The sequence below is a fragment of the Candidatus Neomarinimicrobiota bacterium genome, assembly GCA_022567655.1.
Classification (GTDB): Bacteria; Fidelibacterota; SORT01; order SORT01; family SORT01; genus JADFGO01.
In genome coordinates this window covers 1-23,258 of sequence record JADFGO010000008.1, presented here as the reverse complement: position 1 = coordinate 23,258, position 23,258 = coordinate 1, and the positions used below count along the sequence as shown (strand labels likewise).

The window sequence follows — 23,258 nt, the reverse complement described above, 5'->3', positions numbered from 1 at the left end:
GTTTTAGTTCCGTTTATCACTCATAATTCCATACCATAATGACTTTTATAATAATCAAGGTATTCGCCTGATTTTAACGGTTCCCACCATTCTCTTCCGTTCACATACCAATCTACGGTCAATTTAATGCCGTCTTCAAAATCCGTCGCCGGGTTCCATCCGAGATCGCTCAATTTTTCACAATTAAGCGCATATCTCTCATCATGCCCCGGTCTGTCGTCAACGAACCTTATGAGCTCTTTATCCCTTCCCGTGAGATCGAGTATTTTCTCTGTTATCTCCATGTTGGTCAGTTCGTTCCCCCCGCCGATGTTATAGACCTCTCCGTCAATTCCCTCTCTGACAATAAAATCAATCGCAGAACAGTGATCCTCGACGTAAAGCCAATCACGGACGTTCATTCCGTCTCCGTAAAGCGGCAGCGGTTTTTCCTCTATCGCGTTGGTAATAAACAGAGGTATCAGTTTCTCCGGATACTGATGGGAACCGTAATTGTTCGAAGCCCTCGTTACGATGATGGGCAATCCGTACGTCTTGAAATAAGAATATGCCAATCTGTCGGCTCCCGCCTTACTCGCAGAATACGGGCTGCTCGGCATCAACGGATCCGATTCCCGAAACGGCTCGCCCTGAGTGCTTCCGTAGACTTCATCCGTGCTTATCTGTATGAACTTCGAAACGGAGCGCTCCCGGACCGCTTCTAAGAGGACGAAGGTACCGTACACGTCGGTTTCAATAAAATCCTCCGGCTTACCTATCGAACGGTCTACGTGACTTTCAGCGGCAAAATTTATGAGCAGGTCGGGTTCGTGCTTACCGAATATTTCCGCAACCATCTTTTTGTCGCATATATCTCCATGATAAAAGGTGTATCTGTTATTATTCTCAACGTCACGGAGGTTTTCCGGATTCCCGGCATAGGTCAGTTTATCCAGATTGATAATCTCAACGTCGTCGTATTTATTCATCATGAAGTTTATGAACCTGCTCCCTATAAACCCTGCGCCTCCGGTAATCAGATACTTTTTCAATTTATTTTCCGCCTCTGCCTACCTACCCACGGATAGATAATTGAATCCCAATTCCTTCATCTTATTCGGGTCGTATATGTTCCTGCAGTCGACTACGTTCGGTTTTGACATCCGTTCTTTGAGCACGGAGAGATCGATCTGCCGGAATTCGTTCCACTCGGTCATCAGCATGACGCCGTCGACTCCCTCACACGCCGCCATCATGTCATCAAAATATTTTACGCTCGGCAGTATTTTTTTTGAATTTTCGACCGCAACGGGATCATAAGCATGTACGGTACATCCCTCGTTTATCAACAGCTTAATAACATCAAGAGCCGGGGATTCCCTCACGTCATCCGTGTTCGGTTTGAACGCCAATCCGAGAACCGCTATCATTTTTTTATTAAGTTCGGGCAGGAGACTCCGTAGTTTTTCCACCATTATCATCCTCTGACGGTCATTAGCGGCTACAGCCGCTTCAACAACGTCCGATTTGACTCCGTTGTCTCTCGCCAGCCGAATGAGTCCCTTTGTGTCTTTCGGAAAACAGGATCCTCCGAATCCGGGACCGGCGTGGAGAAATTTCGGGCTTATCCTCCCGTCAAGTCCCATTGCCTTCGCTACCACATGCACATCCGCGCCAGTTTTATCACAAAGGTTCGCCATCTCATTGATGAACGATATTTTCACGGATAAAAATGCGTTGGAAGCATACTTTATCAATTCAGCGGTCTCGACCGTCGTTCTTATGATAGGGGTTTCTATGAGGTACAGCGGGTTATAGATATCTGCCATTACCTCGTAAGCCATGTCGGAATCCGTTCCGATTACGATCCTGTCAGGCCTCATAAAATCGTTCACGGCGGATCCCTCCCGTAAAAACTCCGGATTCGAGACTACTTCAAAATCAGCGCCGGACTTGGAGTTTTCTTTGATTATCTCAACTACCCTTTTACCCGTTCCCACCGACACCGTGCTTTTGTTGACCACTACCTTGAAATCATTGAGGTTGCTGCCTATCATTGCCGCCGCTTTCTCGACGTAGTCTAAGTCGACTTTTCCATCCGAGCCGGATGGAGTTCCCACCGCTATGAATATCACTTCCGACGATCTGATCGAACTATCGATGTCCGAAGAGAATGAGAGCCGATTCTTCTCTACGTTATTTTCAACAATCTCTTTCAGACCCGGTTCGTATATCGGGAGCATATTTTTGTTGAGCGTGTCTATCTTTTCCTGATCAAGGTCCACGCATATGACCCTGTTGCCTATATCGGCCAGGCAGGTACCCGTGACCAGCCCGACATATCCGGTTCCCATTATGCAGATATTGCGCAATTCACCTCCTAATAATTAGCCAGGAGGTTAATTTATATGAATTTGCATTAGGTATCAACCATTCGCTGACCGTCATTGATAATCAACAAAACGTATTTTATACCGAATTGCCGCTCTATAACAGCCCATTCAGTCTCCTCAATGTCCACTCGGCCGCAAGAAGAATCAATAGTATGATCAGCAGGTACGTATTATTCCATAAATCAAAAGAGGCCTTTGACGCTTCACTGTAGCTCTCGAGATCCAGATGGAGCGAATCAAGTGTGAAAGATTCGATCGGCATGTACGAACCGTTGGTATTCAGTGCGATAGACGACAGAAGCGCATCGTTTCTTTGAAAAGTGTTCAACTCGGGAGAAAAAGGTTCGTATATAAAGCTTCCCCTGAATTCACCAAGCCGTAAATCTCCTCTGGTAGCCTGAGCGATGTAGTTAAAACTGCCCGGAACTATTGAGATAAACTCGCCTGCATAATTCCCTGAAGGAGTCAAATTCATGTCAAAAGAATACTCTGTGACAGCTGAACCCTCCGGAATGATCTTTACCTGCAAAAGCGCGTCCCTGACAGGTTTATAAGAAGAATCATAGACTCTGCCTCTGAAACGCACGCGTTCGCCCTGCGCATAAATCTTTTTATCGGTCCGGAGATTCACTCTGTTCAGCTCCTGTGAAGTTGCAAGCCATTCGACGCCCTGAGTCAATGTCTTCTTCCACGTGGACGACATGTCGCCGACTCCTATTTGAAGAAAATGCAGGGTATACGAATCTACCGCCGTGAGAACCGCGCTTTTTCCGTCGGTTCCTTCTTTTACAATCAGGACCGGGACTTCATTCACTCCTGAAACATTTCTTGATTTAGCGGAGAGTAATATTGTGCTGTTTGTCCCGGCTCTGATAGACGGAACCGGTAGCTGCGCCGGAGGCAAAGCGTCCCATAAAATTGATGACTCTTCGGTGAATTCCGATTGCCTGGTAAAAGGATGTGACTTCCCTTCTTCGGTCAGCTTCAACGCAGCTTCGGAATAAACCCTGTTTGTTATCTCTGATGGAAATTCCACAGGAAGGAAACGGTTGAACCTCGAAAGGAGAGAGTAATCAGCGTTCGGGGATTCTATAAAAAAGATTGCCGTCCGACTTTTACTTATCCTGTCGATAAGGTAGCGTAAATCTTTGTCCTGCGTCTGTTTTGCAGGGAATCCTATGAATATCATAACATCGTATTCATTTTCGGAATTCAGGTCAAGACCTCCACCCTCATACCATCCGCCGTCCGGGGATTGAACCATGGACGTCAGATTGAAATCTTCTCTCTCTTCAAGAAGGTTTTTTATAAATACGTAATCCGCCGACGGCGCGCCGGCTAACATTAAAACATCCTTCTTTTTAGACAGAACATTGATCGATATCAATCGGCTGTTGTTCAATTCCGTCAACTCTTTCGGCAGGGGAGTGATATACGCGGTGAGTGTTCGTTCCCCTTCGCCCTCAAATGACACATCGAATTCAACGTTTTTCATAAATCCGTCCTGGGGAAGCATTACTCTTTTGCCCTTTTTGATCCCATCACCGGTGAGACGAACCTCCGTCCGCTCCCCGGCAAAACCCTCTGAGGAAATCTGAACCGAAATTCGTGAACTGTCTCCCGAGAACATTATGGGAGCCGCTTCGACCGATACGATTCTCACATCGCTGATTGTCCCGGTTCCACCGAGTCCCACGGAATAGATGGGAAACGGATAAGTTCTCGAGTAGAGTTCCGGGGATTTACCTTGATTGGATTGTCCGTCACTGAATAAGAGTAAACCCGATACGTTACTCCATCTCATCTCCCTTTCAAATTCACTGAGAGAGTTCGAGATATCGGTTAGATCCCCATTGGCTTCGGCATCCAAATTGAATTCTCTCAAGCCTGAGTCGAATATATATTTCCTTACTTGTGCCTTCTTTTCGATCGTGGAAGCCAACCTGTCGACCATATTAAGCAGCGAGTCGAAGGGAACACCGCCGCCAAGCTGCGTACTTCGGCTCCCGTCCAACAACAATCCGATTACCTTTTTTTCGGTGGAATATTCGTTCCACTCTATAACAAAAACCGCCGCTTGCATACTGATAATCAGCAATGTAACCAGACGCAGCGACCGGAGAATTATTCTTAAGAACCTTGATTGCGGAGGGAATATATTCTTGTAAAATAAATATACGGCGACGATGGAAATTCCCCCTAACACAATAAACAAACCTATCCCGTTGATCCCGGTTAGGGAGAAACCGTTGATTAGATTATTCATCCGTTGATTATTGGAATCTCTTCACCTATTCCGAGATTCGGATAAACATTGACGCTCAACGGGGATGATTTACCCTTCTCAAGATAATAGGCTCCCGCCGCCGCAATCATCGCTCCGTTATCCGTCGTAAGAAATTTCGGAGGAAAGTTTACTTTGATGTCATTCTTTTCTCCAGCTGAAATCAGATCGTCACGAAGAGCCGAGTTGGCGGATACGCCCCCTCCGACGACGATTCGGTCAAAATCGAATTCCTTTGCCGCCCTGACCGATTTCTCCACTAACACTTCCACAACCGCCTTCTGAAATGAGGCGGATATATCGGCGATACGTTCATTGATAAACGCCTGATCCTGTTTTTTCAGATAATAGAGAACGGCTGTTTTAATTCCGCTGAAACTGAAGTCGAATCCTTTGCCGATTAAAGCTCTCGGAAATTTGACAAAATCAGGATCCCCGCCACTTGATATTCTCTCGATCTCGGGTCCTCCCGGATATGACAATCCAAGCATCTTCGCCACTTTATCAAACGCCTCTCCTGCCGCATCGTCGAGCGTCGTTCCGATTATATCATATCCACCCCACTCTTTTACGAGAATCAGCTGTGTATGCCCGCCCGAAACGAGCAGCATAAGAAACGGCGGTTGAATATCCGGCAGTGCCAGACGAATGGCGAACAGATGCCCTTCTAAATGGTTTACGGCGATGAATTTTCTCCCTGACCCCATTGCGAGCCCCTTCGCGAAATTCAATCCCGTCAGGAGCGATCCCGCCAGTCCGGGTCCGAGTGTCACCGCAACGGCGTCTATATCACTTAGCTTTGAGCCGGCTTCATCCAATGCCGAGTTGACTACAGGTACTATTGCCTTGATTTGTTCTCTTGATGCGAATTCAGGTACTACTCCCCCGTATTTGCCGTGAATATATTGGGAAGAGACTACATTAGAGAGGATTTTCAGGTCTTCAACAACTGATGCAGCCGTTTCATCGCATGATGTTTCAATTCCCAGGACTCTCACTTGCTCTCCGTTCACGTATAACGATCACTTCAACTTCCGAAGGTGTGAGGCTCTTCCAATTAGTGACATCTTTCGGAACTTCAATTCTTAGCCGATAAAGTCGCTGGTTTTCCTTCCAATCTTTTGAATAATCGATTGATGCTCCTATGTTTTCTCCGGTGAGTCCTGTCAGGAATGCTATTCCGCCCTGAAGTTCAAGAGATACCGTCGGCGGATTTACAATAGCTTTGAGGTTCTCAGGCACGTTTCTTACTTCCACTTCTATACCTTCAACCCTCCGTTCACCGATGCTTTGTATGCTTGCTCTGAGCTCAATCTCCGGCTGAGAAATCTGAACTAGCTGCGGTTGGTCTATCTCGACAGAGATTGTCGCTTTTACATTATTTTTCCTCGCCTCAAAGCTTCTTTCCTCGGTGAACAGCTCTTCAATAGTGTCCAAAATCGAGGCGGGTCCCGATATCCTGACCTTCGGGGGATTTATTATCAGTTCACCGACCTGTATATAACCCGGATCGGTGGAAATGGTTACTCTCGGTCTGACCGGAACCTCCTTTTCCCGATAAGAATCCAGTCTTACCCTTACAGTATCAGGAGAGATTATTTCAACAAGCTCTAATCCGAAATCCCGGGGAACCTCAAATCTATCGGGATAGCTTCTTAGATATGGTTCCAGCGCAAATTCATAATAAAATTTTATCCTCCCCATCTCGAGCATTATCCCTTTATCGGCGAAGGTCCTAGTCAACATGTTATTTAAAAATTGCCTTCCCGTTCCACGCATTTTCACTTCAGCGTACTCCGGAATAGGCTCCGCCAACACCCTGCCTGTTTGTAAGTTTCTTAATATTATTGGCAATTTCATCACATGAACATATTCGCTCCCCGTTACCACAAACAGCCAGAGGGTCATGGCAATTACCAGAGAACTCAGCTTCACAGATAAATTCCCGGATATCATCCCAATAAATTTTGCGGCAAGATTCATACTTAACAGATTATCCGATGATCACAATTACTTCCGGGATTGTTTAAGGGCATGACCGAAACTTAATTCCCCGTTATCGATCCTGATGTTAAAGCCACAGTCGGGATTTGAGCAAACCCATGCTTTATAACGAATCTCAGAGCCCTGTCTCCCATAATCCGACATAGGGATAAGTAAACCCGTATTGCATTTCAGACACTGCGGATATTGGTCTTCCATTTTGTTTCTCCCTTTCTTCTCGTTATCTTTACATCTATCACATGCAAAATAGTCATTTCTTACTAATCACAACTTTCGCGCCGATCTCAACATCCATATTTTTTTTAGCGCTGCCGTTCTTTACGCTGATCTCAAGGAATCCTGAGCTACCGTTTATGAAAAAGGGGGAATCATCTTCTCCGGAATTATAGCTTTTCAATATAGTTTTTATTTCAAACCCATTTACGTTTCCCGAGGCGAATTCTTCTGACATAAGTCTTCTTATATTAGATACGAGATTACCATAGCTATCAATATATATAATCTCTCCGGTTAAGTCACCTTCATTCTCATTCATTACCGGATAATCGATTATAACAGGATTTTCGATTTCGGGACCGAATTCTTCCGGCATCACTCCAAGACTCAGGTATGAAGCCACCGGTCCGAAGATATCTCTGCCGTGAAACGTATCCGACGTGGAGTCAAGGAAAAACTTATTTTCCGTCAGATGCCTCGCCTTGAATTCTTCATTCCTGTAAACAGCGGAAAATATTCCGTTATCAGGACCCACGAACGTCCAATTCTCTGTCTCGACAAGTATCGGCAATCTTGAAGAACCGACTCCCGGATCAATTATCATCAAATGGATCGTTCCTGCGGGCCAATATCGGTAGAATCCGCCAAGTACGAACGCGGCTGAATGTGTATCTTGTTTCGGGAGGTCGTGGGCAACGTCTTCAACACGGGCGTCCCGGTTAATACTCTGAATTACCCCTTTTACGGCGCCAATGTAAGGGTCTCCATAACCGAAATCTGTGGTTAAAGTTATCATCCCATCACCCCCGGAGCTAAACCAGTGAATCTTTCTATGCTAAGCAGGAACCGCTTTGGTCAGGACACCCCGGAGCACTGACTCTGCCGGGAATTTATCTTTCTCTTAATCCGATTCCTTCGCTTCCGCTTCCTCATCGGCAGATTCTCTGTCTACATTTTCCTCAGTTGAAGCTGATTCTGATTCTTCCCCGGAAGATTCAGATTTTTCAGCTTCCTCCGAAGACGTTAAGTCTGTTCCGTCTTCCCCCTTTTTATCACCGGACTCTTCTGTATCCAACTCTTCTTCTTCAGGACTCCCTTTTTCCGAACTCTCTTCGCCTGTCTCGACTGCCGCAGCTTCCTCGGAAGATTCAGATTTTTCAACTTCCTCCGAAGACGTTAAGTCTGCGCCGTCTTCCCCCTTTTCATCACTCGATTCTTCTGTATCCAACTCTTCTTCTTTAGGACTCCCTTTTTCCGAACTCTCTTCGCCTGTTTCGACCGCCGCAGCTTCCTCTGCCTTTTCGGCTCTGTTCTTTCGCGCTAACTCTAACCTATCCGATGGTTCTTCCTCACCGGAGTCTTCTAAATATTCGAGATACGAAAGCACAATTTTTTTATCCTCTTTACTGAATTCGATTACTTTCAGGTTAATGGTCTCTCCTTCCTCGACGATCTCAGAAGCCCGTCTGACTCTATGACCTGTCAATTTCGATAAAGGCACAAACCCCTCACCCCCTTCAGGGAGATCGACTGTTACGCCTTTATCAAGGACTTTTACAATTGTACCCTCAGTGATCTGACCAAGTCCGTACTTTTCTTCAAATAATGGCCATGGATCTTCGCCCACCTGCTTATACCCGAGAGAAATTCGCCTGTTATCACGACTGATATCCAGCACCATAACCTCAATTTCTTCACCTTTTTTTACCACTTCCTTTGGATGCCGCACCTTTTTAGTCCAGGAGAGGTCCGATATGTGGACCAATCCCTCAACACCCTCTTCAAGCTCGACAAAACATCCGAATTGCGTGAGATTTCTAACCACACCCGAATGTATCGTCCCAACTTGATATTTCTCCTCGATGTTCTCCCATGGATCAGGTGTGAGCTGCTTCAATCCGAGCGATATCTTTTTTTCGTCGGGAGTGACCTTTAAGACCCTGGCTTCCACTTCCTCTCCTAAGGAGAGCATATTAGATGGGTGTTTGATATGCTGTGTCCATGACATCTCGGAGATATGGATCAAACCCTCTACGCCCTTTTCAAGCTCGACAAACGCTCCGTAATTGGTGATACTCACAACTTGTCCCGTTACGGTCGTATCGACGGGAAATCTCTTCTCGATGTTATCCCATGGGTGAGGCTGCAGTTGTTTGTAACCAAGCGAAATTCTTCCGTTCTCATCGTTATAATTGAGAATAGTTACCTCGATTTCCTCATCTATAGAAACCACTTCCGAGGGATGGTTTACTCTTCCCCAGGAAAGATCGGTGATGTGCAATAGTCCATCCACTCCGCCGAGGTCCACAAATACGCCGAAATCGGTTATGTTCTTTACTCTCCCCTTCATAACCTGATCGACCTCTATACCCGAGAGAACCTCCATCCTCTTTTCCTTGAGGTCCTCCTCTATCAGTTCCCTGCGAGAGACTACGATGTTTTTGCGAGCCTCATTGAGTTTAACTATCTTGAATTCGTATGAATTCCCGACGAATTGATCGAAATCCTGAATCGGTTTTATATCTATCTGCGAACCGGGTAAAAATGCGTCAAGACCAAGAAGATCAACAATCATCCCCCCCTTAACACGTCTCAATATCCTGCCTTCAAATATTTCATCGTTGTTATACCCTTCAAGGATACGTTCCCAAATCCGCATAAAATCGGCTTTTTTCTTGGACAGGACAAGCTGACCCGTCTCGTCCTCTAATTTTTCCAGAAAGACTTCGATCGTTTCCCCGACCTGCGGCAGCTCCCCCCGGTTGAAATCCTCTATCGGTACTACCCCTTCGGATTTAAATCCTATATCGACTATCGCTTCGTTATCATTGACAGCCAGGACCCTTCCCTCCGTTACGTCCCCCTCGGATATGTCATGGAGCGACTGGTTGTATAATTCTTCCATATCGCTTTCGGTCGGAGAGTCCGTTATAGTTAACGCTTCGAGTTCTTCAAGAGTTACCGTCTTGATGATGTCATCGGCTATCGGCGGCTCGAGTACGTATTCTTCTTCAACTTCCGGGGGTTCCTCCGTTTGATCCTCCTCCGGAATCTTTTCATCTACACTTTTTTCTTTTTTATCCTTTGTTCCTGTCTCTGCCTCTTTCGGTTCTTCCGATTTTTCTTCCTCAACAGTTGCTTCTGCTTCTACTGTAACTTCTTCATCCACGGTTTCTGTTGTCAGTTCTTCGGTTTCCGGGTTATTTGTTTCGTTATTGGTTTTTTCTTTATCCGACATATACTTTAGACTCCTTGTGCATCTCTGCTTCGATTATCCTGGTTAAGTGTTTGACTTGCTCGTCGATTGTCATCTCAGTTGTGTCTACTTCAATTGCGTCGTCAGCTTTTCGCAGCGGGGATTCTGACCTGGTCGAATCCCTTAAGTCTCTCTCTGCAATATCCCGCTCGATCTCTTCAATCGAACTGCCATCATGCCTTACATTCAGTTCGGCAAATCGTCTTTTAGCCCTCTCGGCGACGGTTGCGGTCAAGAAAAACTTTATCTCCGCATCCGGAAACACAACAGTTCCAATATCTCTGCCCTCTACAACAAATCCACCGTCGTTTACCGCTTCACGCTGAAGCTTGACCATTGCTTCCCTTACTTCTGAAAGCGCGCTGATGCGGGAAGTCAAAGCGGCGACTTCCGGCGTTCTGATCTCCTCGGATATTTCAACATCGTTGAGGTATATTTCCATCTTATCCTCGCTGCAATTGACCCTTATATCTGCCGTAGTTATCGTCTCGATCACCGCTTCCTCATTATCCGGGTTTACCTTCCCCCGCAGCACTGACAACGCCGCCGCACGGTATATCGCTCCCGTGTCGAGGTAGCGTAAACCTAAAGACTTAGCCAGGGACTTTGCCGTAGTGCTTTTCCCTGAGGCTGCTACGCCGTCTATCGCAATTATACTCCTGTTTTCGTCATTACTTTTCATCACAGCTTTTTAAGGTATTCTAAGAGAAATGTTAATGCAAGTATTTTTATTCCATTCTACCGTGAAGCTCAGGTAGATGTTGACCTCAAAGGAGGCGGGGAATTGCCCCAGGACAACTCTTGAGTTGTCCCTACAAATTTACTGGATCAGTGTGGCGTAGTCACCCTGAGCGCCTGCCCGCCCGTCTGACCACTTGCCGGGCAGGACGAACGTCAGGCGGGGAGTCGAAGGGTGCCTGCGTATTGAGATTCCTTCGGAACAAGTCCTGACTGCCACGATACGGCATTTACTCGTTTATCGTAGGGGCAGGTCTGTGACCTGCCCGACTCCAGCCCGCCCGTCTGACCGCTTGCCGGGCAGGACATCGGTCTGGCGGGAATACAAGGCAATCCTGTCTCATTTATGGGAAGGTTAATAAACCTTCCCCTACTCATTTCATATCCGATGGGATATCCATGTAGGGACAATTCATGAATTGTCCACAGCTATTCACCAGCTTTTTCACGGGCGATTCGTGAATCGCCCCTACACTTGAAGTGAATATTGAATGCATCCGGCAGCTGCCGGACTGACCGCAAGAACATGTCTTAAGGGCGTCAGGACCAGTCCGACTTCAGCCCGCCCGTCAGACCGCTTGCCGGGCAGGACATCGGTCTGGCGGGAATGCCAGGCGGGCAAGTCTTGACTGCCACGTAATTTTTATTTCATTCTGAATCCGCTCTCTTCAGTCTCGAATATCCACCCGACGATCTTTCCTATGGAAAACTCTTCATCGCCCAGCCAGAACCTTTTCGTTCGCTCCAAATAAGACGACGAATCTTCCGAACTCTGCTTTTCTATGTCGGATATGATTTTTTGTGCTCTTTTAATCCATCTATCCATGTTTTTTTCTCTCAGATCGATCCATCCCCTGTCGCACCAGCTGTCGAGCTTTTCCTCTGACGACGGAAGTTCCTTCCTTTCATCCACAGCGGGCGTTTTAATATCCGGTCCCCGCAAAAATCTCTTCCCGTCGGGCAGCATTATCGGAAGCCCTATTGAGATGATGGTCGAGCGGATCCACTTATCGGTTTTGATTATTTCTTCCATCTTAATTGACAGTTCTTTAGGAGAGGCGGTTGCGAGAGATTGAAGTTTGCCGTCTATCCGCTTCAACATGTAGGCTTCATAAAGCAACTTTGAGAGCCGGGGAGGTCCGAGATTTTCGAACGCTATGCTGCCGTGCGCAGATTCCGCTTCCATCTCCCGCATTTCGCTCAGTGCGATCTCCCGCATGGTGCCTGCTCTATACGTCGGGGAGAGAATAGAGGCGTCCAAGGCGGAGATGATGTCCCTTCCGGTGTTTATACCTTTGATCTCCTGTACCGCAATCACGGCTATTTCTTCCGGCGTGATAAACTCCATCTGTCCGAGAGTGGTTATCGCCTCAAATTCACCGAGTGAGAAATATCCGTTCTCTCCCGCATCGATATAGACGCTTTCGAGATATTCGTTCTCCAACTCCGTCCAACTCCCCTGCTCGAATATCGATTGTCCGGAATCTATCTCTGCAGCGTCTTCAGGGTTGGAGTCGTATAATTTTATATAGCTGGCGCCCCTCTTGATTTTTCCCTTTCCGATATCTTTCCATGCAATTGCCGTTGCGGGTTTTATCTCCTTAATTATCGAAGTTCCGGGAGTTCTTCCCATTAAAAACAACAGGATAGAATGAGCGCCGGCTATTGCAGATTTTGTCAGAAGCATTTTGCTCGGTTTTTCCTCACTGTGCGTATATGGAATATTGAATCCCATTCCTCCGGTGCCTGTCGTACCGATTTTCAAATATATTCTGACCTCGCACGACTTGAGCGATTCAAACAGAATTTGTATATGTTTTATAAGCTGAGGCATGTTCAACGATGCCAGAGTAAGCTCGAGCTGCTCTATAAGCAGCGCGGTATCGAATTTGTCCTTCTTTATATCCTCTATAATATCCCGAATTTTTCCTACGTTTCCGTAAATGTTCTGGTAAGCGATTGCGGTGGCTGTGTTTATACAGTCGATCACACATTCAGGTTTGTACTTATCGAACAGGTAATAAAGCGCCGTCGATTTCAAAAAATCGCTGTCCATTTCCGACATCATATCATCCAACAACAGTCCGCGGGTATCGGTATCTTTCAGCATCTCGGGCCTGCCTGTCTTCATAAACTTGCTTCTTAAAAATACGTCGCCCCATTCCCAGCCGACTTCAATGTCTTTTCCGCTGACTTCTTTCTTCAGCCACTCTCCCATCGTTTCGGCGTCTTCCTCTCTTAATGAGCAAATCACTATTTTTGCAGGATTTTCGGGAATCAACTTTCTGCAAATCGACTGACCGACCATTCCCCAACCGCCGAGAACCAGTATCGTCTTCCCTTTTATATCCATTAAGCGAGTCCTTTCAGGCTTTCGACTTCTTTTGCGGTTAGGTCACGGAATTCTCCGGGAGGCAATCCCTTGTCGCTGATTCCGGCGAAACTGTCTCTGTGCAGCATCTCTACACCGTATCCGATCTGCTCAAATATTTTTCTAACCTCTCTGTTTCTTCCCTCGGCAAGCAGAAGTTTCACCTCGTTCCCTCCCTTCCATTCAACGTTCAATACGTTCGCCCGACGATCATCAATCATTACGCCCCTGCGAATCTTATCGAGATGATCCTTTTGAAACGGAGCATTAAGCTGAACCGTATAGACCCTTTCCACGCCGAATGAGGGATGAGTAAGCTCGTAAGTCAGCTCTCCGTCATTCGTCAGCAGCAGTACTCCGGAAGTGTCATAATCGAGTCTTCCGACCGGATGTATCCCTACAGGGTTGTCTAAAAGGTCAAGGACCGTCCTTCTCCCCCTATCGTCGGAGACTGCGCTGAGAACTTCGACCGGCTTGTTCAATACGAGATATGTGAAGGTACTCGGAATCGATACGTGAGTACCGTTCAGGGTTATAAAATCTGTCTCTTCATCAACTACTAACCCCAGCTCCTCCACCTTTTCTCCGTTCACCGCCACTCTACCCGACATGATGATCGAGTCGCTCTTCCGCCTCGACGCAACACCCGCCCTTGCGAGAAATCTGTTAAGCCTCAACCTTCGACTGCTCCCATTATATCCTCAATCTCTTTAAGTTTAGGCAGATCGCTTAGATTGTCTAATCCGAAATATCTGAGGAATTCCCGGGTTGTACCATACAAAATCGGCCTGCCGGCAGAGTTCTCTCTCCCTTTTATGGTAATCAGGTCTCTTTCCAACAACGTCTTGATCACTCCGTCGCAATTGATTCCCCTGATAGATTCCATGGTAGGCTTGCTCACAGGTTGACGATAGGCGATAATCGACAGCGTTTCCAGCGCCTGATGAGACAATCTAAGCCGCCCCCTTCCCACAAATATCCTTCTGACCCAACGCTCATATTCAGGTAAAGTTACCATCTGATAGCCGCCGGCGACCTTTATTATATTAAAAGACCTGTTGTTTTCAGCGTAATGTCCATTCAGTCTGTTCACCATTTCGTCAATATCGAGTTCCTCCCCGCCCTCAATACATTCCCTTATCCTGCCTATACTTACAGGTTCGGGGGAAGCGAAAATCAGAGCCTCTATGATCCTGTCAACCGGGCTTCCATTTTTATCCATTCGACAGCTTCCTTATGATGATTTCACCAAAATTTTCTTCCTGTTCGACCCTGATCTTTTGTGATCTCATAAGCTCCAGCATAGCCAAAAATGTCAGCATGACCAGGATTCTCTGTTTCAAGTTCTTAGCCAAATCCATAAACGTAAAATGGTCTTTCTCGCCGAAGAAACTCTCTATAACGCCCATCTGCTCCTCGATAGTAACATCGAGAGAAACTATCTCATACGAACTTTCCTCGGGCATTTCCGCCAAGATTTTCTTCACGGTTTCGAGCAGATCAAATAAAGTTACGTCTTTCAGGGAGTCTTCAAGCGTCGGACCTCCATAGACTTCCTCCATACTCTGAATCCTTGGAAACGTCTTAATTTGCTCATCTTCCAACTCTTCAAGATCACCCGCTGCTTCTTTGAATTTTCTATATTCAACAAGCATATCGACGAGCTCCCGCCTCGGATCCTCGATCTCGTCCTCATCATCCAATGGAGACTCCGGCAGCAGCATGCGAGCCTTAATCCTCATAAGAGTTGCCGCCATTACCATAAAGTCTCCGGCAAGATGGAGATTCAGGACTTTCAACAGATTGACGTAGTCCAAAAAATCCTGAGTTATCTTTGCAATCGGGATATCATAGATGTCCAATTCGTCTCTGTTGATAAGAAACAGAAGGAGATCAAGCGGACCTTCGAATATCGGCAGCCTGACCCTGTATTGGTCAACTATTAACGGGCTTACCAAACTCCATTGCCTCGTAAACTAATGACATCGTAGATAAAGCTTCACTCCTTGCTTTAGTGTCGCCGGCGCTGATTATCTCCCGCACTGCTTCCGGCTTCGTTTCATACTGCACTCGTCTTTCCCTTATAGGGTCGAGATAATCATTTAAATGGTTAGTGAGATTCAGTTTACAATCAACGCATCCGAGCGTACCAGCCTCGCAGTCCTTCCGGATTTGCGGCACTTCCTTCTCATTGAACTTGTTGTGATAAGCGAAGACAGGGCAAACGTCGGGATGCCCCGGACTGTCTTTGTAGATCTTTTCGGGATCCGTGATCATCCCCTTGACCTTATCTTTCAGTGTCCCGGCGCTATCCGACATAAGTATAGTGTTCCCGATTGATTTACTCATTTTCTTGTTGTCCAATCCGGGAAGACGACTGAATTTTGTTACTTTTCCCTCCGGCACAGGAAATACGGTTTTATAGGTAGCGTTGAACTTTCGGGCGATCTCTCTCGTGATCTCGATATGGGGAAGCTGATCTTCACCCACAGGCACCAGGTCAGCCCTGTATATCAGTATATCCGCCGCCTGCAGTACCGGATATCCCAGATGACCGAACGACAGGTTATCGTCAAGATCGGCATCTCTTACGCGTTCTTTTAAGGTAGGGTTGCGTTCGAGGCGGGGAACAGTGACCAGCATTGAGAGAAGCAAATTCAATTCGGCGTGTTCTTTTATGTTCGACTGCAAAAAAATAACGCTCTTTTCGGGATCGATGCCGGCTGATAACCAGTCCGTAACGACTTCTAATGATGCCTCGTTCAGCTGCTTACTCGATTTATAATCAATGGTGAGAGAGTGCCAATCAGCTACCATGTGGAAATTTTCATATCCCGAATTCTGTAGTTCGACCCAATTTTCCAGCGCACCGACAAGATTGCCGAGATGTAATCTGCCTGTCGGCTGCATCCCGCTGAGTATGCGCTTCCCCTCAGCCGGCATTATCAATCCATAAACAGATAGGGGCGCCACTCCTTTACTGGCGTTCTTACGAATCGTTGGATGAAGGTTATTCTGTTCGGTACTCTCGGCTTGGACTTGAGTCTCATCTTCGCCTCGCGAGGAGTTCTGTTCCCCTTCAAATTATTACACTTAACACAGGCGGCAACCAGATTCTCCCAGCTGTCACTGCCGCCGCGTACTTTCGGGATGATATGATCAACCGTGAGCGGCGAGCTTTTAGTTCCGCAATATTGGCAGGAAAGGGAATCCCTCTTAAGAATGTTTTTTCGGGTGAGCACAATGCTGTTTCTGGGCAACGTAATATATTGAAACAGCCTTATCACTGCCGGCATCTTTATCGACCGGGAGACAGACCGGATCTCATCCTCGAAGTGCTCGACCGGATGCGCCTTTCCGAGAAACAGAAGAACGACTGCACGCCTCATATTACATATCTGCATCGGCTCATAACTCTGGTTCAGGAGAAGTACCTGCGTATTCATTTTGCCGTTTAAACTGCTCAACTTAGATACTCCTCTACGCTGCGCACCTGCATGAACCGGTTTATATAATTATCCTGATCCGCTGCCTCCCCCGAATTGAGAGCCGAAATTTTCACGATTCCGGAAGAATGAATAAACTTCCCGTTTCCGAGATAGATACCTATATGATTCAGTTTGCCCTTCTTATCGCTGAAGAACAGTAAATCTCCCTCCTTAGCCATGTTAATGTCCGTGCCTATCTCCTCTCCTGCTTTAATCTGTCGGCTCGTATCCCTCGGCAGTTTTATACCGTTCAGCTCAAATACCGTCTGCACGAAACCGGAGCAGTCGAAACCGCCGGTGCTTCTCCCCCCCCATAGATATGGCGCACCAAGAAACAGCCGCGCTGTATCGGCAATACCCGTTCTTGTTCCCGAGTTTTGCAGATGAAACTGCTGACCGCGGGTCCATCCTTTTGTACCTTCGGGAAGTCTCAGCTCCACCCAGACTCCTTTGCGCGAAACAATCGGGAGCTTTACTCCCATATACGCCGTTCTGACGATGCCGGCACTTTTAAACGGCGCTTCTAATATATCCGATGAACGCTCTCCGAACAGGAATTTTTCAGATTCCCTCCATTCTATCGCATCCTCTTTGCTGAATCCTGCAACCATCCCCCGCGATATATAACCGACATAACCGTCACTTTCCAACTCTACCTTCAGCCATTGATCCTCTCCTTCAAGGAGCTTTACGATTTCTCCCAACCTGGCTTGCGTGACTTGCTCGGACCGATGATCGGGTTCGGCTCGTATCGGTGCGACAGCAATCATCACGACATAATAGGGCATCAATTCCATCGTTATACATATCTATTTCACTTTTTGGTCGGTGAAATTTAGCTAATGAATCCAGCATTGTCAAGGCTTTTAGCGTATCTTACGACCATTGTACTTCCGATATTATTTAATTCATTTCAGGGTTTTGCATGGATATTTGTTGCTTTCAATTTTAATAAGTATTACAATTTATTGTACGATAAAATAATCGCCCGGTAAAGGGAAGCCCGTTACAGATATAACCTTCTGGATTCGGGCACAGCCCCGCTACTGTATGTGGTTATGGTTACTGCAAACGCCACTGCCCTCGATAAAAGGGACGGGAAGGCGCAGAGAGCCGAGACGAACCACGAGTCAGGAAACCTTTCCGGTCGGACAATCGCTAAATCCTTCGAGGGAAGGTGCGATAGATGAAAACAGATATGCACCCTGCCCTGACTCGATTGTCAGGGTTTTTTGTGAGATTTCCCCGTATAACAGGCGGGAAATCCTGCGTATCGCTGTATCAATTTCCTTTATCAAAAATTCACCGGATGATTGTCAATAATACGGTTCCACCGCGGGGTCAATCGATAACCCAAAAAAGGAGAGTCTGATATGTCCGCATTCAAAATAATGCTTCCGATCCTTATAGCAGCATCTGTTAACCCGATTATCCTTGCGCAAGACAAGGAAGACGAGTTCGACGACACGATCAGGCTCAAGCCTGTCGTCGTCACGGCCGACCGAATTGAAGTACCTCTGGACAGGGTTTCAAGTTCTGTGACTTTGATAACAGCCGAATCTATTGAAACCCAACAGTATCAGACAGTTGGAGATGCGCTCAGGAACGTTACAGGTGTGAGCATAGCCCGTTCCGGTTCAACCGGAAGGATCACTACACTCTTCTTGCGAGGAGCTAACAGTAACCAAACACTTGTGTTAATCGACGGAGCTAAAGTCAACGAACCGATGAACGGCGGTTTCGATTTTTCAAATCTCAAAACGGATAATATTGAAAAGATCGAAATAGTCAGAGGTTCTCAAAGTACTCTTTACGGATCTGAAGCTATCGGAGGGATCGTGAATATTTTTACGAAAAGCGGATCTAACGATTTAGCATTCTCGTTGAACGCCGAAGCGGGAGAGTTCGGAACTTTCAGCGAATCAGGAGATTTGTCGGGAAGCTTAGGCGGCTATAAATTTTCATTTTCTCTATCTAATCTTAAAACGGACGGTCAATTCGAAAATGACGACTACAAAAACACAACTTTCTCAAGCCGGATAACCACCACATTGCCGAAAAACACTGAAATCGCGCTCACCGTCAGGAAATCCAACGCAGAGGGAGGAGCGCCGAATCAAAGGAAATTAAATTTTGATCCGAACGCCAGACAAAAAAGTGATATTAATATATTTTCACTGGCATTGAACCAGAAAATATCAGGTCTCTACCATCACAAATTAAAACTGTCCAAATCAGAAAGTGACATCAATTATTCAGACCCCGTGAATCCGGGAGACATTAGCGAATTTGCATCTGACTTTAATTCTTCGATAATCTCCTCGGTTTCCAAGGTGGATTGGCAAAACGATCTACACTTTTCAGCCAATAACGTGGTAACAACAGGAATTGAATGGGAAGAGAAACAGGGGAAATCAGTTTCCACCTTTGATGACTTCGAGAATCGCACAAACACTCGATCAATTTATTTACAAAATCACTTCCGGTTGAATGATAAGTTCAGCGTAACCGGAGGAGTCAGAACAGACAACCACAGCAGTTTCGGAAACAGCACTAATTACAGACTTACTTCGGCGTATATATTCAGAAATTCATATGGAAATGAGACGAAAATCCGGGGTAGTTGGGGAACAGGATTCAGAGCGCCATCCATTTTCGAACTTTATTCTCCCGGATTTTTCGGTTCTTTCGGCGGAAACCCGAATCTTCAACCCGAAGAAAGCATTAGTTTGGAAGTTGGTGTCGAACATAAAACAGCTGACAACAAATTATTCATATCTGCCGAGCTGTTTAAAACCGAATTCACCAATCTAATTACAATAACCGAGCCGGGTGCCGTAAACATAAATAAGGCGGAGACGAAGGGTATTGAACTGAACACTGATATAAAAATATCTGAAAAAATAGATGTATCCGGGAATTATACTTACCTTGAGACAGAAGATCTACTCACAGGTTTACCTCTTTTGCGAAGGGCGAAACATAACGGTGGAGCCAGTCTGAATATTCGAGCAACAGAGAAATTGAATTTAAGCGCCGGTGTCTCTTTTGTGGGTGAGCGATACGACACTGATTTTGTATTTGATGAAAATTTCCAGGTTTCTTACGGCTTCTTTCCTTCGTATACCACGGCACGTGTTGCGGTTTCATATGAACTCTTGGAACAGGTTCGTTTGAAATTAAGAATAGAAAATCTTCTTGATGAGGTCTATGAGGAAGTGGCGGGATACCCTTCGCCGGGCAGAGCCGTTTATGGCGGGATAACTCTGAAATTATGACGGTATTTTATTCAAATGGGATTTCAGTTGATGAAATCCCAGCTGACGCCCCAGAAAAATTCATTCCCTGTTAACCCGAATCCGTCCACAAGTTCATAACGTGTAAGAAGCAGGTTATCGTTGCGGAGGAATATCGTCAAATCCGATATATCAATGGTAAACCAGTAGTTGAATAAGTTGACCGCTGGTCGAACCTCCCCTCCCGTCACGATATAAAAATCAAGAGCTGGATCATAGGTGAACCTGTTCCCCTCTCCTAAGAGAACTCCCTCTCCGTATATGGTGAAATTAAGGTTATCCTCGAAAAATCTTCTATTCACGCTCCCGTACGCAATCCCTTTGTATCTTCTCGCAAACGGTTGATCAAATCCAAAATTCAGGTTTTGCCATCCGGACAACCCTATCTTCAGAACTCCGTTAAAATCCGTTTCAATTTCTGAGAAGATCGATTGAATTTGATAATTCTCTTTTTTGATCACCCCGAGATTATCAATATTATCAACAACTTCGACAACTAACGGGTTTTGCACTTCAGTGACGTCATACACTAATTTTAATCTCAGCCTCTCTCCATGATGAACGAATCCTGCCGAACGGTTTTGAATAGATTCTCTACTCAGTGATTCGTTAAGGCTGAAATTGACCGTGTTCATAAGATAGTAATCAACCGGGACGTCCACAACGCTTTTGGATATCTCGCCATACAGACCGGTTTTTGCCGTGAAGTTAAGCCCTAATCTGCCGGCATATACTCCCGTTGAACCGAACTCGGAATCAAATTTTATTCCTTCAGTGAATTTGAGTGAAAAGAATCGATCGCCGCCGAAAATTTGGGATAAAAATACATGTGATCTTTGCAGGTTTCTCAGGTCGAATCCCCCGCCTCTGACGTTATGAACCTCCGACCGAAATCCGGCGTAAATTCCTCCATCGCCTATACCGATCAGTTTCTGCCTCAGATAACTTCCGTAATAATAACTTAGACTAATATCCTCAAAGGTCTTGATCGCGCCTTTTTCATCCACGTCTATCCGGTTATTGTCCTTCCGTTTCGATTCGTTCGTGGACAGATACAGAGTCAGTTCGCTTCCTGCGCCGGGAGTTCGGATTGTGAAAGTATGATCGAATTCCACCTCTCTGAAACTTCCGCTCGTTTCATAGCCGTATGCGTTAATGAATGTCGGACCTGTAATATTTATCGTTCTGAATGAATGATTCAAAGAATACGTCGTAAGCCACCCGTTGTCTCCCCGCCGCTCATATACCGCGCTGATCTTCCTACCCCTGTATTTCAACGGCACTTCCCGCTCGGATTGGTCTCTTATAAGCGCCTGAATAAAAAACGCGGAATTTCTGTTCAACCTGCGGGTGATATTAACGTTTACGTCGTCATAATCTCCCCTACCGCGCCGGATGACAAATTGCGATGTGTTAAATTCATTAAATTCCGGTTTAAGACTGAACGTCACACCCGCAAGGGACGGATCTCCGTTCAGATGACCATCCGCTGCGGAGCGGAATGACGATTCATCGAGATTATATTCAGGCAGGAGACTCAGGTCAAATTTACCCTTTCGGACGTTGTGCATCGGTCTTCCCTGCATGAAAACAGTCAGATATCTCGGGTTTAACCCGCTCGGAGCCCCATACCACGCTGAACCGTAAGTCCCTCTTGAAAAAACCTGAAATTCGGGTCTTTGAATCAGGTAATCAGCGACTCCTCTTAACAAATTTGCCCTTTTCAGCGATTCTCTAAATTTCGTACCACTATGACGATTTTCCGCTTCCGCTTGAGTCCAATCGTAAAATGTCTCCCTTGTTGAATCGGCTTCGATTAACGAATCGGGCGAAGATAGACCAGCTTCTGTTTCCTGCGCGGAGGCAGATTTAAAAGTGATAAGGGCTGAATAAAACAGAAAGGCGCTAAGAACGAATCTCAACCGAACCGCCCTGTTTTTTTTACAGCTCTCAATATGGGGGGCAGCGCTAAAACAAAAATAAGCGTGTTGGAGATTATGTGAATTGATGTAAAAACCGAACCGAGCGCGATCGTAGCGTAAATCTGACCTCGGTCGAATCCGGCGGCAAGGGGCCAGGAGAGTGTCGTAAGCAGATCATAAAACAGCGTGCAGCCTAAGCCGGCTGCTCCGATAAGTGCGATCCTGACCTTGGAAAAGCGCTGTATTTCTCCCCGTGAGCCTAATATCCCGCCCACTGCGCCGAATAACGACATCCCCAATATTTGAGCGACAAGAAGATATGGAAACGCAAGCCCTGACCCCATCGGGTTGAAAGCCGAATAGGTCGTTTCCGCTATTATAGCAACAAGTATCCCTTTCTGAATACCCAACAAGTACCCGGATATGAATATCGAAGCTGATATCATCTCTATATTCGGAACATGTATGAACGCATATCCCATTACAACCGAGAGCGCCGAAAAAATACCGATCATAGCCATATCTTTATTAGACATGCTCATTGACCTTTCACTGCTTTTCCTTGCGCCGGTTTCCTTTGTAGAGAGGAACTCCAAAATAGTTGTTGCTGTCGGTCCACTCGCGGTCGTTCTCGTCTTCCTCCAGCGCCTTATCGAATATGTTCAGTTTAGCATCCATCTCATCGATGTGATAGAGCAGTAACGCTTCCTTTATCATAGGTCTTCTCGGCGAAGCATATTCGTATTTTCCCTGATGCGAGAGTATCATATGATCGAGAAAAAGCAGCGTCTCCTTCGGGAATCCGTCTATTTTCTTCGAAGCCTCCCTCACCATGTCCCTGCCGAGTATAATATGTCCGACCAGATTCCCCTCGTCGGTATACGCTGTAGCGATTTCTCCCGTTAATTCTTCGACCTTACCGATGTCATGCAGCAAGCTTCCGGCGAGGAGCAGATCCCTGTTGAGATCGGGATATTTCTTCGCAAAATATGACGCATCATTGGCGATGGAAAGTGTATGCTCAAGGAGTCCGCTCCGGAAATTATGGTGAATGAATTTCGCCGCCGGAAAGCTCATTATCCTCTCCCGGTTCTCATCATAAATCAGGTTCAACAGCTCCTTCAGAAATACATCCTCTACGGATTCTATCAGAGCTTTAACCTCTTCGAACATCTCCAAAGGGTCTCTGCTCGACGAAGCGATAAGCGAATCAGGAGAAAAACCGTAGTCAGTGTGCTCTTCTCTTACCTTGCCGATCTTGGAAACGTTCAACTGAAGTTTATTCCGATAAAGTTCGGTATGCCCCTTAAC

At 46.2% G+C, this 23,258-nt stretch carries 19 protein-coding genes and 1 riboswitch; of the genes, 1 reads left to right on the top strand and 18 read right to left on the bottom strand.

What is annotated here, in order from left to right; all coding sequences use genetic code 11:
* Nucleotides 1-20: 20 nt before the first annotated feature.
* From rfbB to IID12_01595, 15 genes are all read right to left on the bottom strand, one after another.
* A complete protein-coding gene (rfbB, locus tag IID12_01665; GenBank protein ID MCH8287799.1) occupies nt 21-1,031 on the bottom strand; it encodes a dTDP-glucose 4,6-dehydratase in 1,011 nt (336 codons plus the stop codon).
* Between the two features lie 18 nt (nt 1,032-1,049).
* Nucleotides 1,050-2,333 (bottom strand): UDP-glucose/GDP-mannose dehydrogenase family protein, encoded by a 1,284-nt coding sequence (locus IID12_01660; protein ID MCH8287798.1) that lies wholly within the window; start codon nt 2,331-2,333, stop codon nt 1,050-1,052.
* Nucleotides 2,334-2,466: 133 nt separating this feature from the next.
* Nucleotides 2,467-4,638 carry a hypothetical protein gene (locus IID12_01655; protein MCH8287797.1) on the bottom strand — a complete coding sequence of 724 codons (2,172 nt, stop codon included), beginning with the start codon at nt 4,636-4,638 and terminating at the stop codon, nt 2,467-2,469.
* Nucleotides 4,635-5,654 carry a tRNA (adenosine(37)-N6)-threonylcarbamoyltransferase complex transferase subunit TsaD gene (gene tsaD / locus IID12_01650; GenBank protein ID MCH8287796.1) on the bottom strand — a complete coding sequence of 340 codons (1,020 nt, stop codon included), beginning with the start codon at nt 5,652-5,654 and terminating at the stop codon, nt 4,635-4,637. The genes IID12_01655 and tsaD overlap by 4 nt, the downstream gene beginning before the upstream one ends.
* Entirely contained in the window at nt 5,635-6,591 is a 957-nt protein-coding gene (locus IID12_01645; protein MCH8287795.1) for a YbbR-like domain-containing protein, read from the bottom strand. The genes tsaD and IID12_01645 overlap by 20 nt, the downstream gene beginning before the upstream one ends.
* 319 nt (nt 6,592-6,910) lie before the next feature.
* A complete protein-coding gene (locus IID12_01640; GenBank protein ID MCH8287794.1) occupies nt 6,911-7,672 on the bottom strand; it encodes an SAM-dependent chlorinase/fluorinase in 762 nt (253 codons plus the stop codon).
* Nucleotides 7,673-7,777: 105 nt separating this feature from the next.
* Nucleotides 7,778-10,114, bottom strand: a complete 2,337-nt coding sequence (gene rpsA / locus IID12_01635) for a 30S ribosomal protein S1 (GenBank protein MCH8287793.1) — start codon at nt 10,112-10,114, stop codon at nt 7,778-7,780.
* The gene (locus tag IID12_01630) at nt 10,104-10,814 is read right to left on the bottom strand and encodes a (d)CMP kinase (GenBank protein ID MCH8287792.1); all 711 of its coding nucleotides are present in this window, start codon (nt 10,812-10,814) and stop codon (nt 10,104-10,106) included. Before IID12_01630 ends, rpsA begins: the two co-directional genes overlap by 11 nt.
* A 699-nt stretch (nt 10,815-11,513) precedes the next feature.
* Nucleotides 11,514-13,223, bottom strand: coding sequence for a short-chain dehydrogenase (locus IID12_01625; protein MCH8287791.1), 1,710 nt, complete (start codon nt 13,221-13,223; stop codon nt 11,514-11,516).
* Nucleotides 13,223-13,918 (bottom strand): rRNA pseudouridine synthase, encoded by a 696-nt coding sequence (locus IID12_01620; GenBank protein MCH8287790.1) that lies wholly within the window; start codon nt 13,916-13,918, stop codon nt 13,223-13,225. Before IID12_01620 ends, IID12_01625 begins: the two co-directional genes overlap by 1 nt.
* Nucleotides 13,915-14,463: an SMC-Scp complex subunit ScpB gene (scpB, locus tag IID12_01615; protein MCH8287789.1), complete on the bottom strand. Its 549-nt coding sequence runs from the start codon at nt 14,461-14,463 to the stop codon at nt 13,915-13,917. Before scpB ends, IID12_01620 begins: the two co-directional genes overlap by 4 nt.
* A complete protein-coding gene (locus IID12_01610; GenBank protein ID MCH8287788.1) occupies nt 14,456-15,199 on the bottom strand; it encodes a segregation/condensation protein A in 744 nt (247 codons plus the stop codon). Before IID12_01610 ends, scpB begins: the two co-directional genes overlap by 8 nt.
* Entirely contained in the window at nt 15,177-16,184 is a 1,008-nt protein-coding gene (gene trpS / locus IID12_01605) for a tryptophan--tRNA ligase (protein MCH8287787.1), read from the bottom strand. The genes IID12_01610 and trpS overlap by 23 nt, the downstream gene beginning before the upstream one ends.
* A 2-nt stretch (nt 16,185-16,186) precedes the next feature.
* Nucleotides 16,187-16,687 (bottom strand): HNH endonuclease, encoded by a 501-nt coding sequence (locus IID12_01600; protein MCH8287786.1) that lies wholly within the window; start codon nt 16,685-16,687, stop codon nt 16,187-16,189.
* Nucleotides 16,688-16,704: 17 nt separating this feature from the next.
* Complete coding sequence (locus tag IID12_01595; GenBank protein MCH8287785.1) at nt 16,705-17,517, bottom strand: C40 family peptidase; 813 nt, start codon at nt 17,515-17,517, stop codon at nt 16,705-16,707.
* Between the two features lie 164 nt (nt 17,518-17,681).
* A riboswitch (cobalamin riboswitch) is annotated at nt 17,682-17,891 on the top strand.
* A gap of 211 nt (nt 17,892-18,102) precedes the next feature.
* Here IID12_01595 and IID12_01590 point away from each other — a divergent pair.
* Nucleotides 18,103-20,007, top strand: coding sequence for a TonB-dependent receptor (locus tag IID12_01590; protein MCH8287784.1), 1,905 nt, complete (start codon nt 18,103-18,105; stop codon nt 20,005-20,007).
* A gap of 23 nt (nt 20,008-20,030) precedes the next feature.
* Here the strand turns inward: IID12_01590 and IID12_01585 are convergent, their stop codons facing one another.
* Genes IID12_01585 through IID12_01575 form a run of 3 tightly spaced genes read right to left on the bottom strand, consistent with a single transcriptional unit; the run spans nt 20,031 to nt 23,219 of the window.
* A complete protein-coding gene (locus IID12_01585) occupies nt 20,031-21,947 on the bottom strand; it encodes a hypothetical protein (GenBank protein ID MCH8287783.1) in 1,917 nt (638 codons plus the stop codon).
* Nucleotides 21,944-22,489 carry an ECF transporter S component gene (locus IID12_01580; GenBank protein MCH8287782.1) on the bottom strand — a complete coding sequence of 182 codons (546 nt, stop codon included), beginning with the start codon at nt 22,487-22,489 and terminating at the stop codon, nt 21,944-21,946. Before IID12_01580 ends, IID12_01585 begins: the two co-directional genes overlap by 4 nt.
* Nucleotides 22,490-22,496: 7 nt before the next feature.
* On the bottom strand, nt 22,497-23,219 hold the full coding sequence (locus tag IID12_01575; GenBank protein MCH8287781.1) for an HD domain-containing protein: 723 nt from the start codon (nt 23,217-23,219) through the stop codon (nt 22,497-22,499).
* Between the last annotated feature and the right edge of the window lie 39 nt (nt 23,220-23,258).

Bases quoted from the DNA above. Each gene is read 5' to 3' on its own strand.
- IID12_01660 (MCH8287798.1), bottom strand. From the start codon at position 2,333: ATGGGAACCGGATATGTCGGGCTGGTCACGGGTACCTGCCTGGCCGAT.
- IID12_01655 (MCH8287797.1), bottom strand. From the start codon at position 4,638: ATGAATAATCTAATCAACGGTTTCTCCCTAACCGGGATCAACGGGATA.
- IID12_01640 (MCH8287794.1), bottom strand. From the start codon at position 7,672: ATGATAACTTTAACCACAGATTTCGGTTATGGAGACCCTTACATTGGC.
- rpsA (MCH8287793.1), bottom strand. From the start codon at position 10,114: ATGTCGGATAAAGAAAAAACCAATAACGAAACAAATAACCCGGAAACC.
- IID12_01630 (MCH8287792.1), bottom strand. From the start codon at position 10,814: ATGAAAAGTAATGACGAAAACAGGAGTATAATTGCGATAGACGGCGTA.
- IID12_01625 (MCH8287791.1), bottom strand. From the start codon at position 13,223: ATGGATATAAAAGGGAAGACGATACTGGTTCTCGGCGGTTGGGGAATG.
- scpB (MCH8287789.1), bottom strand. From the start codon at position 14,463: ATGGATAAAAATGGAAGCCCGGTTGACAGGATCATAGAGGCTCTGATT.
- trpS (MCH8287787.1), bottom strand. From the start codon at position 16,184: ATGCCGGCTGAGGGGAAGCGCATACTCAGCGGGATGCAGCCGACAGGC.
- IID12_01600 (MCH8287786.1), bottom strand. From the start codon at position 16,687: ATGAATACGCAGGTACTTCTCCTGAACCAGAGTTATGAGCCGATGCAG.
- IID12_01595 (MCH8287785.1), bottom strand. From the start codon at position 17,517: ATGCCCTATTATGTCGTGATGATTGCTGTCGCACCGATACGAGCCGAA.
- IID12_01590 (MCH8287784.1), top strand. From the start codon at position 18,103: ATGTCCGCATTCAAAATAATGCTTCCGATCCTTATAGCAGCATCTGTT.
- IID12_01580 (MCH8287782.1), bottom strand. From the start codon at position 22,489: ATGAGCATGTCTAATAAAGATATGGCTATGATCGGTATTTTTTCGGCG.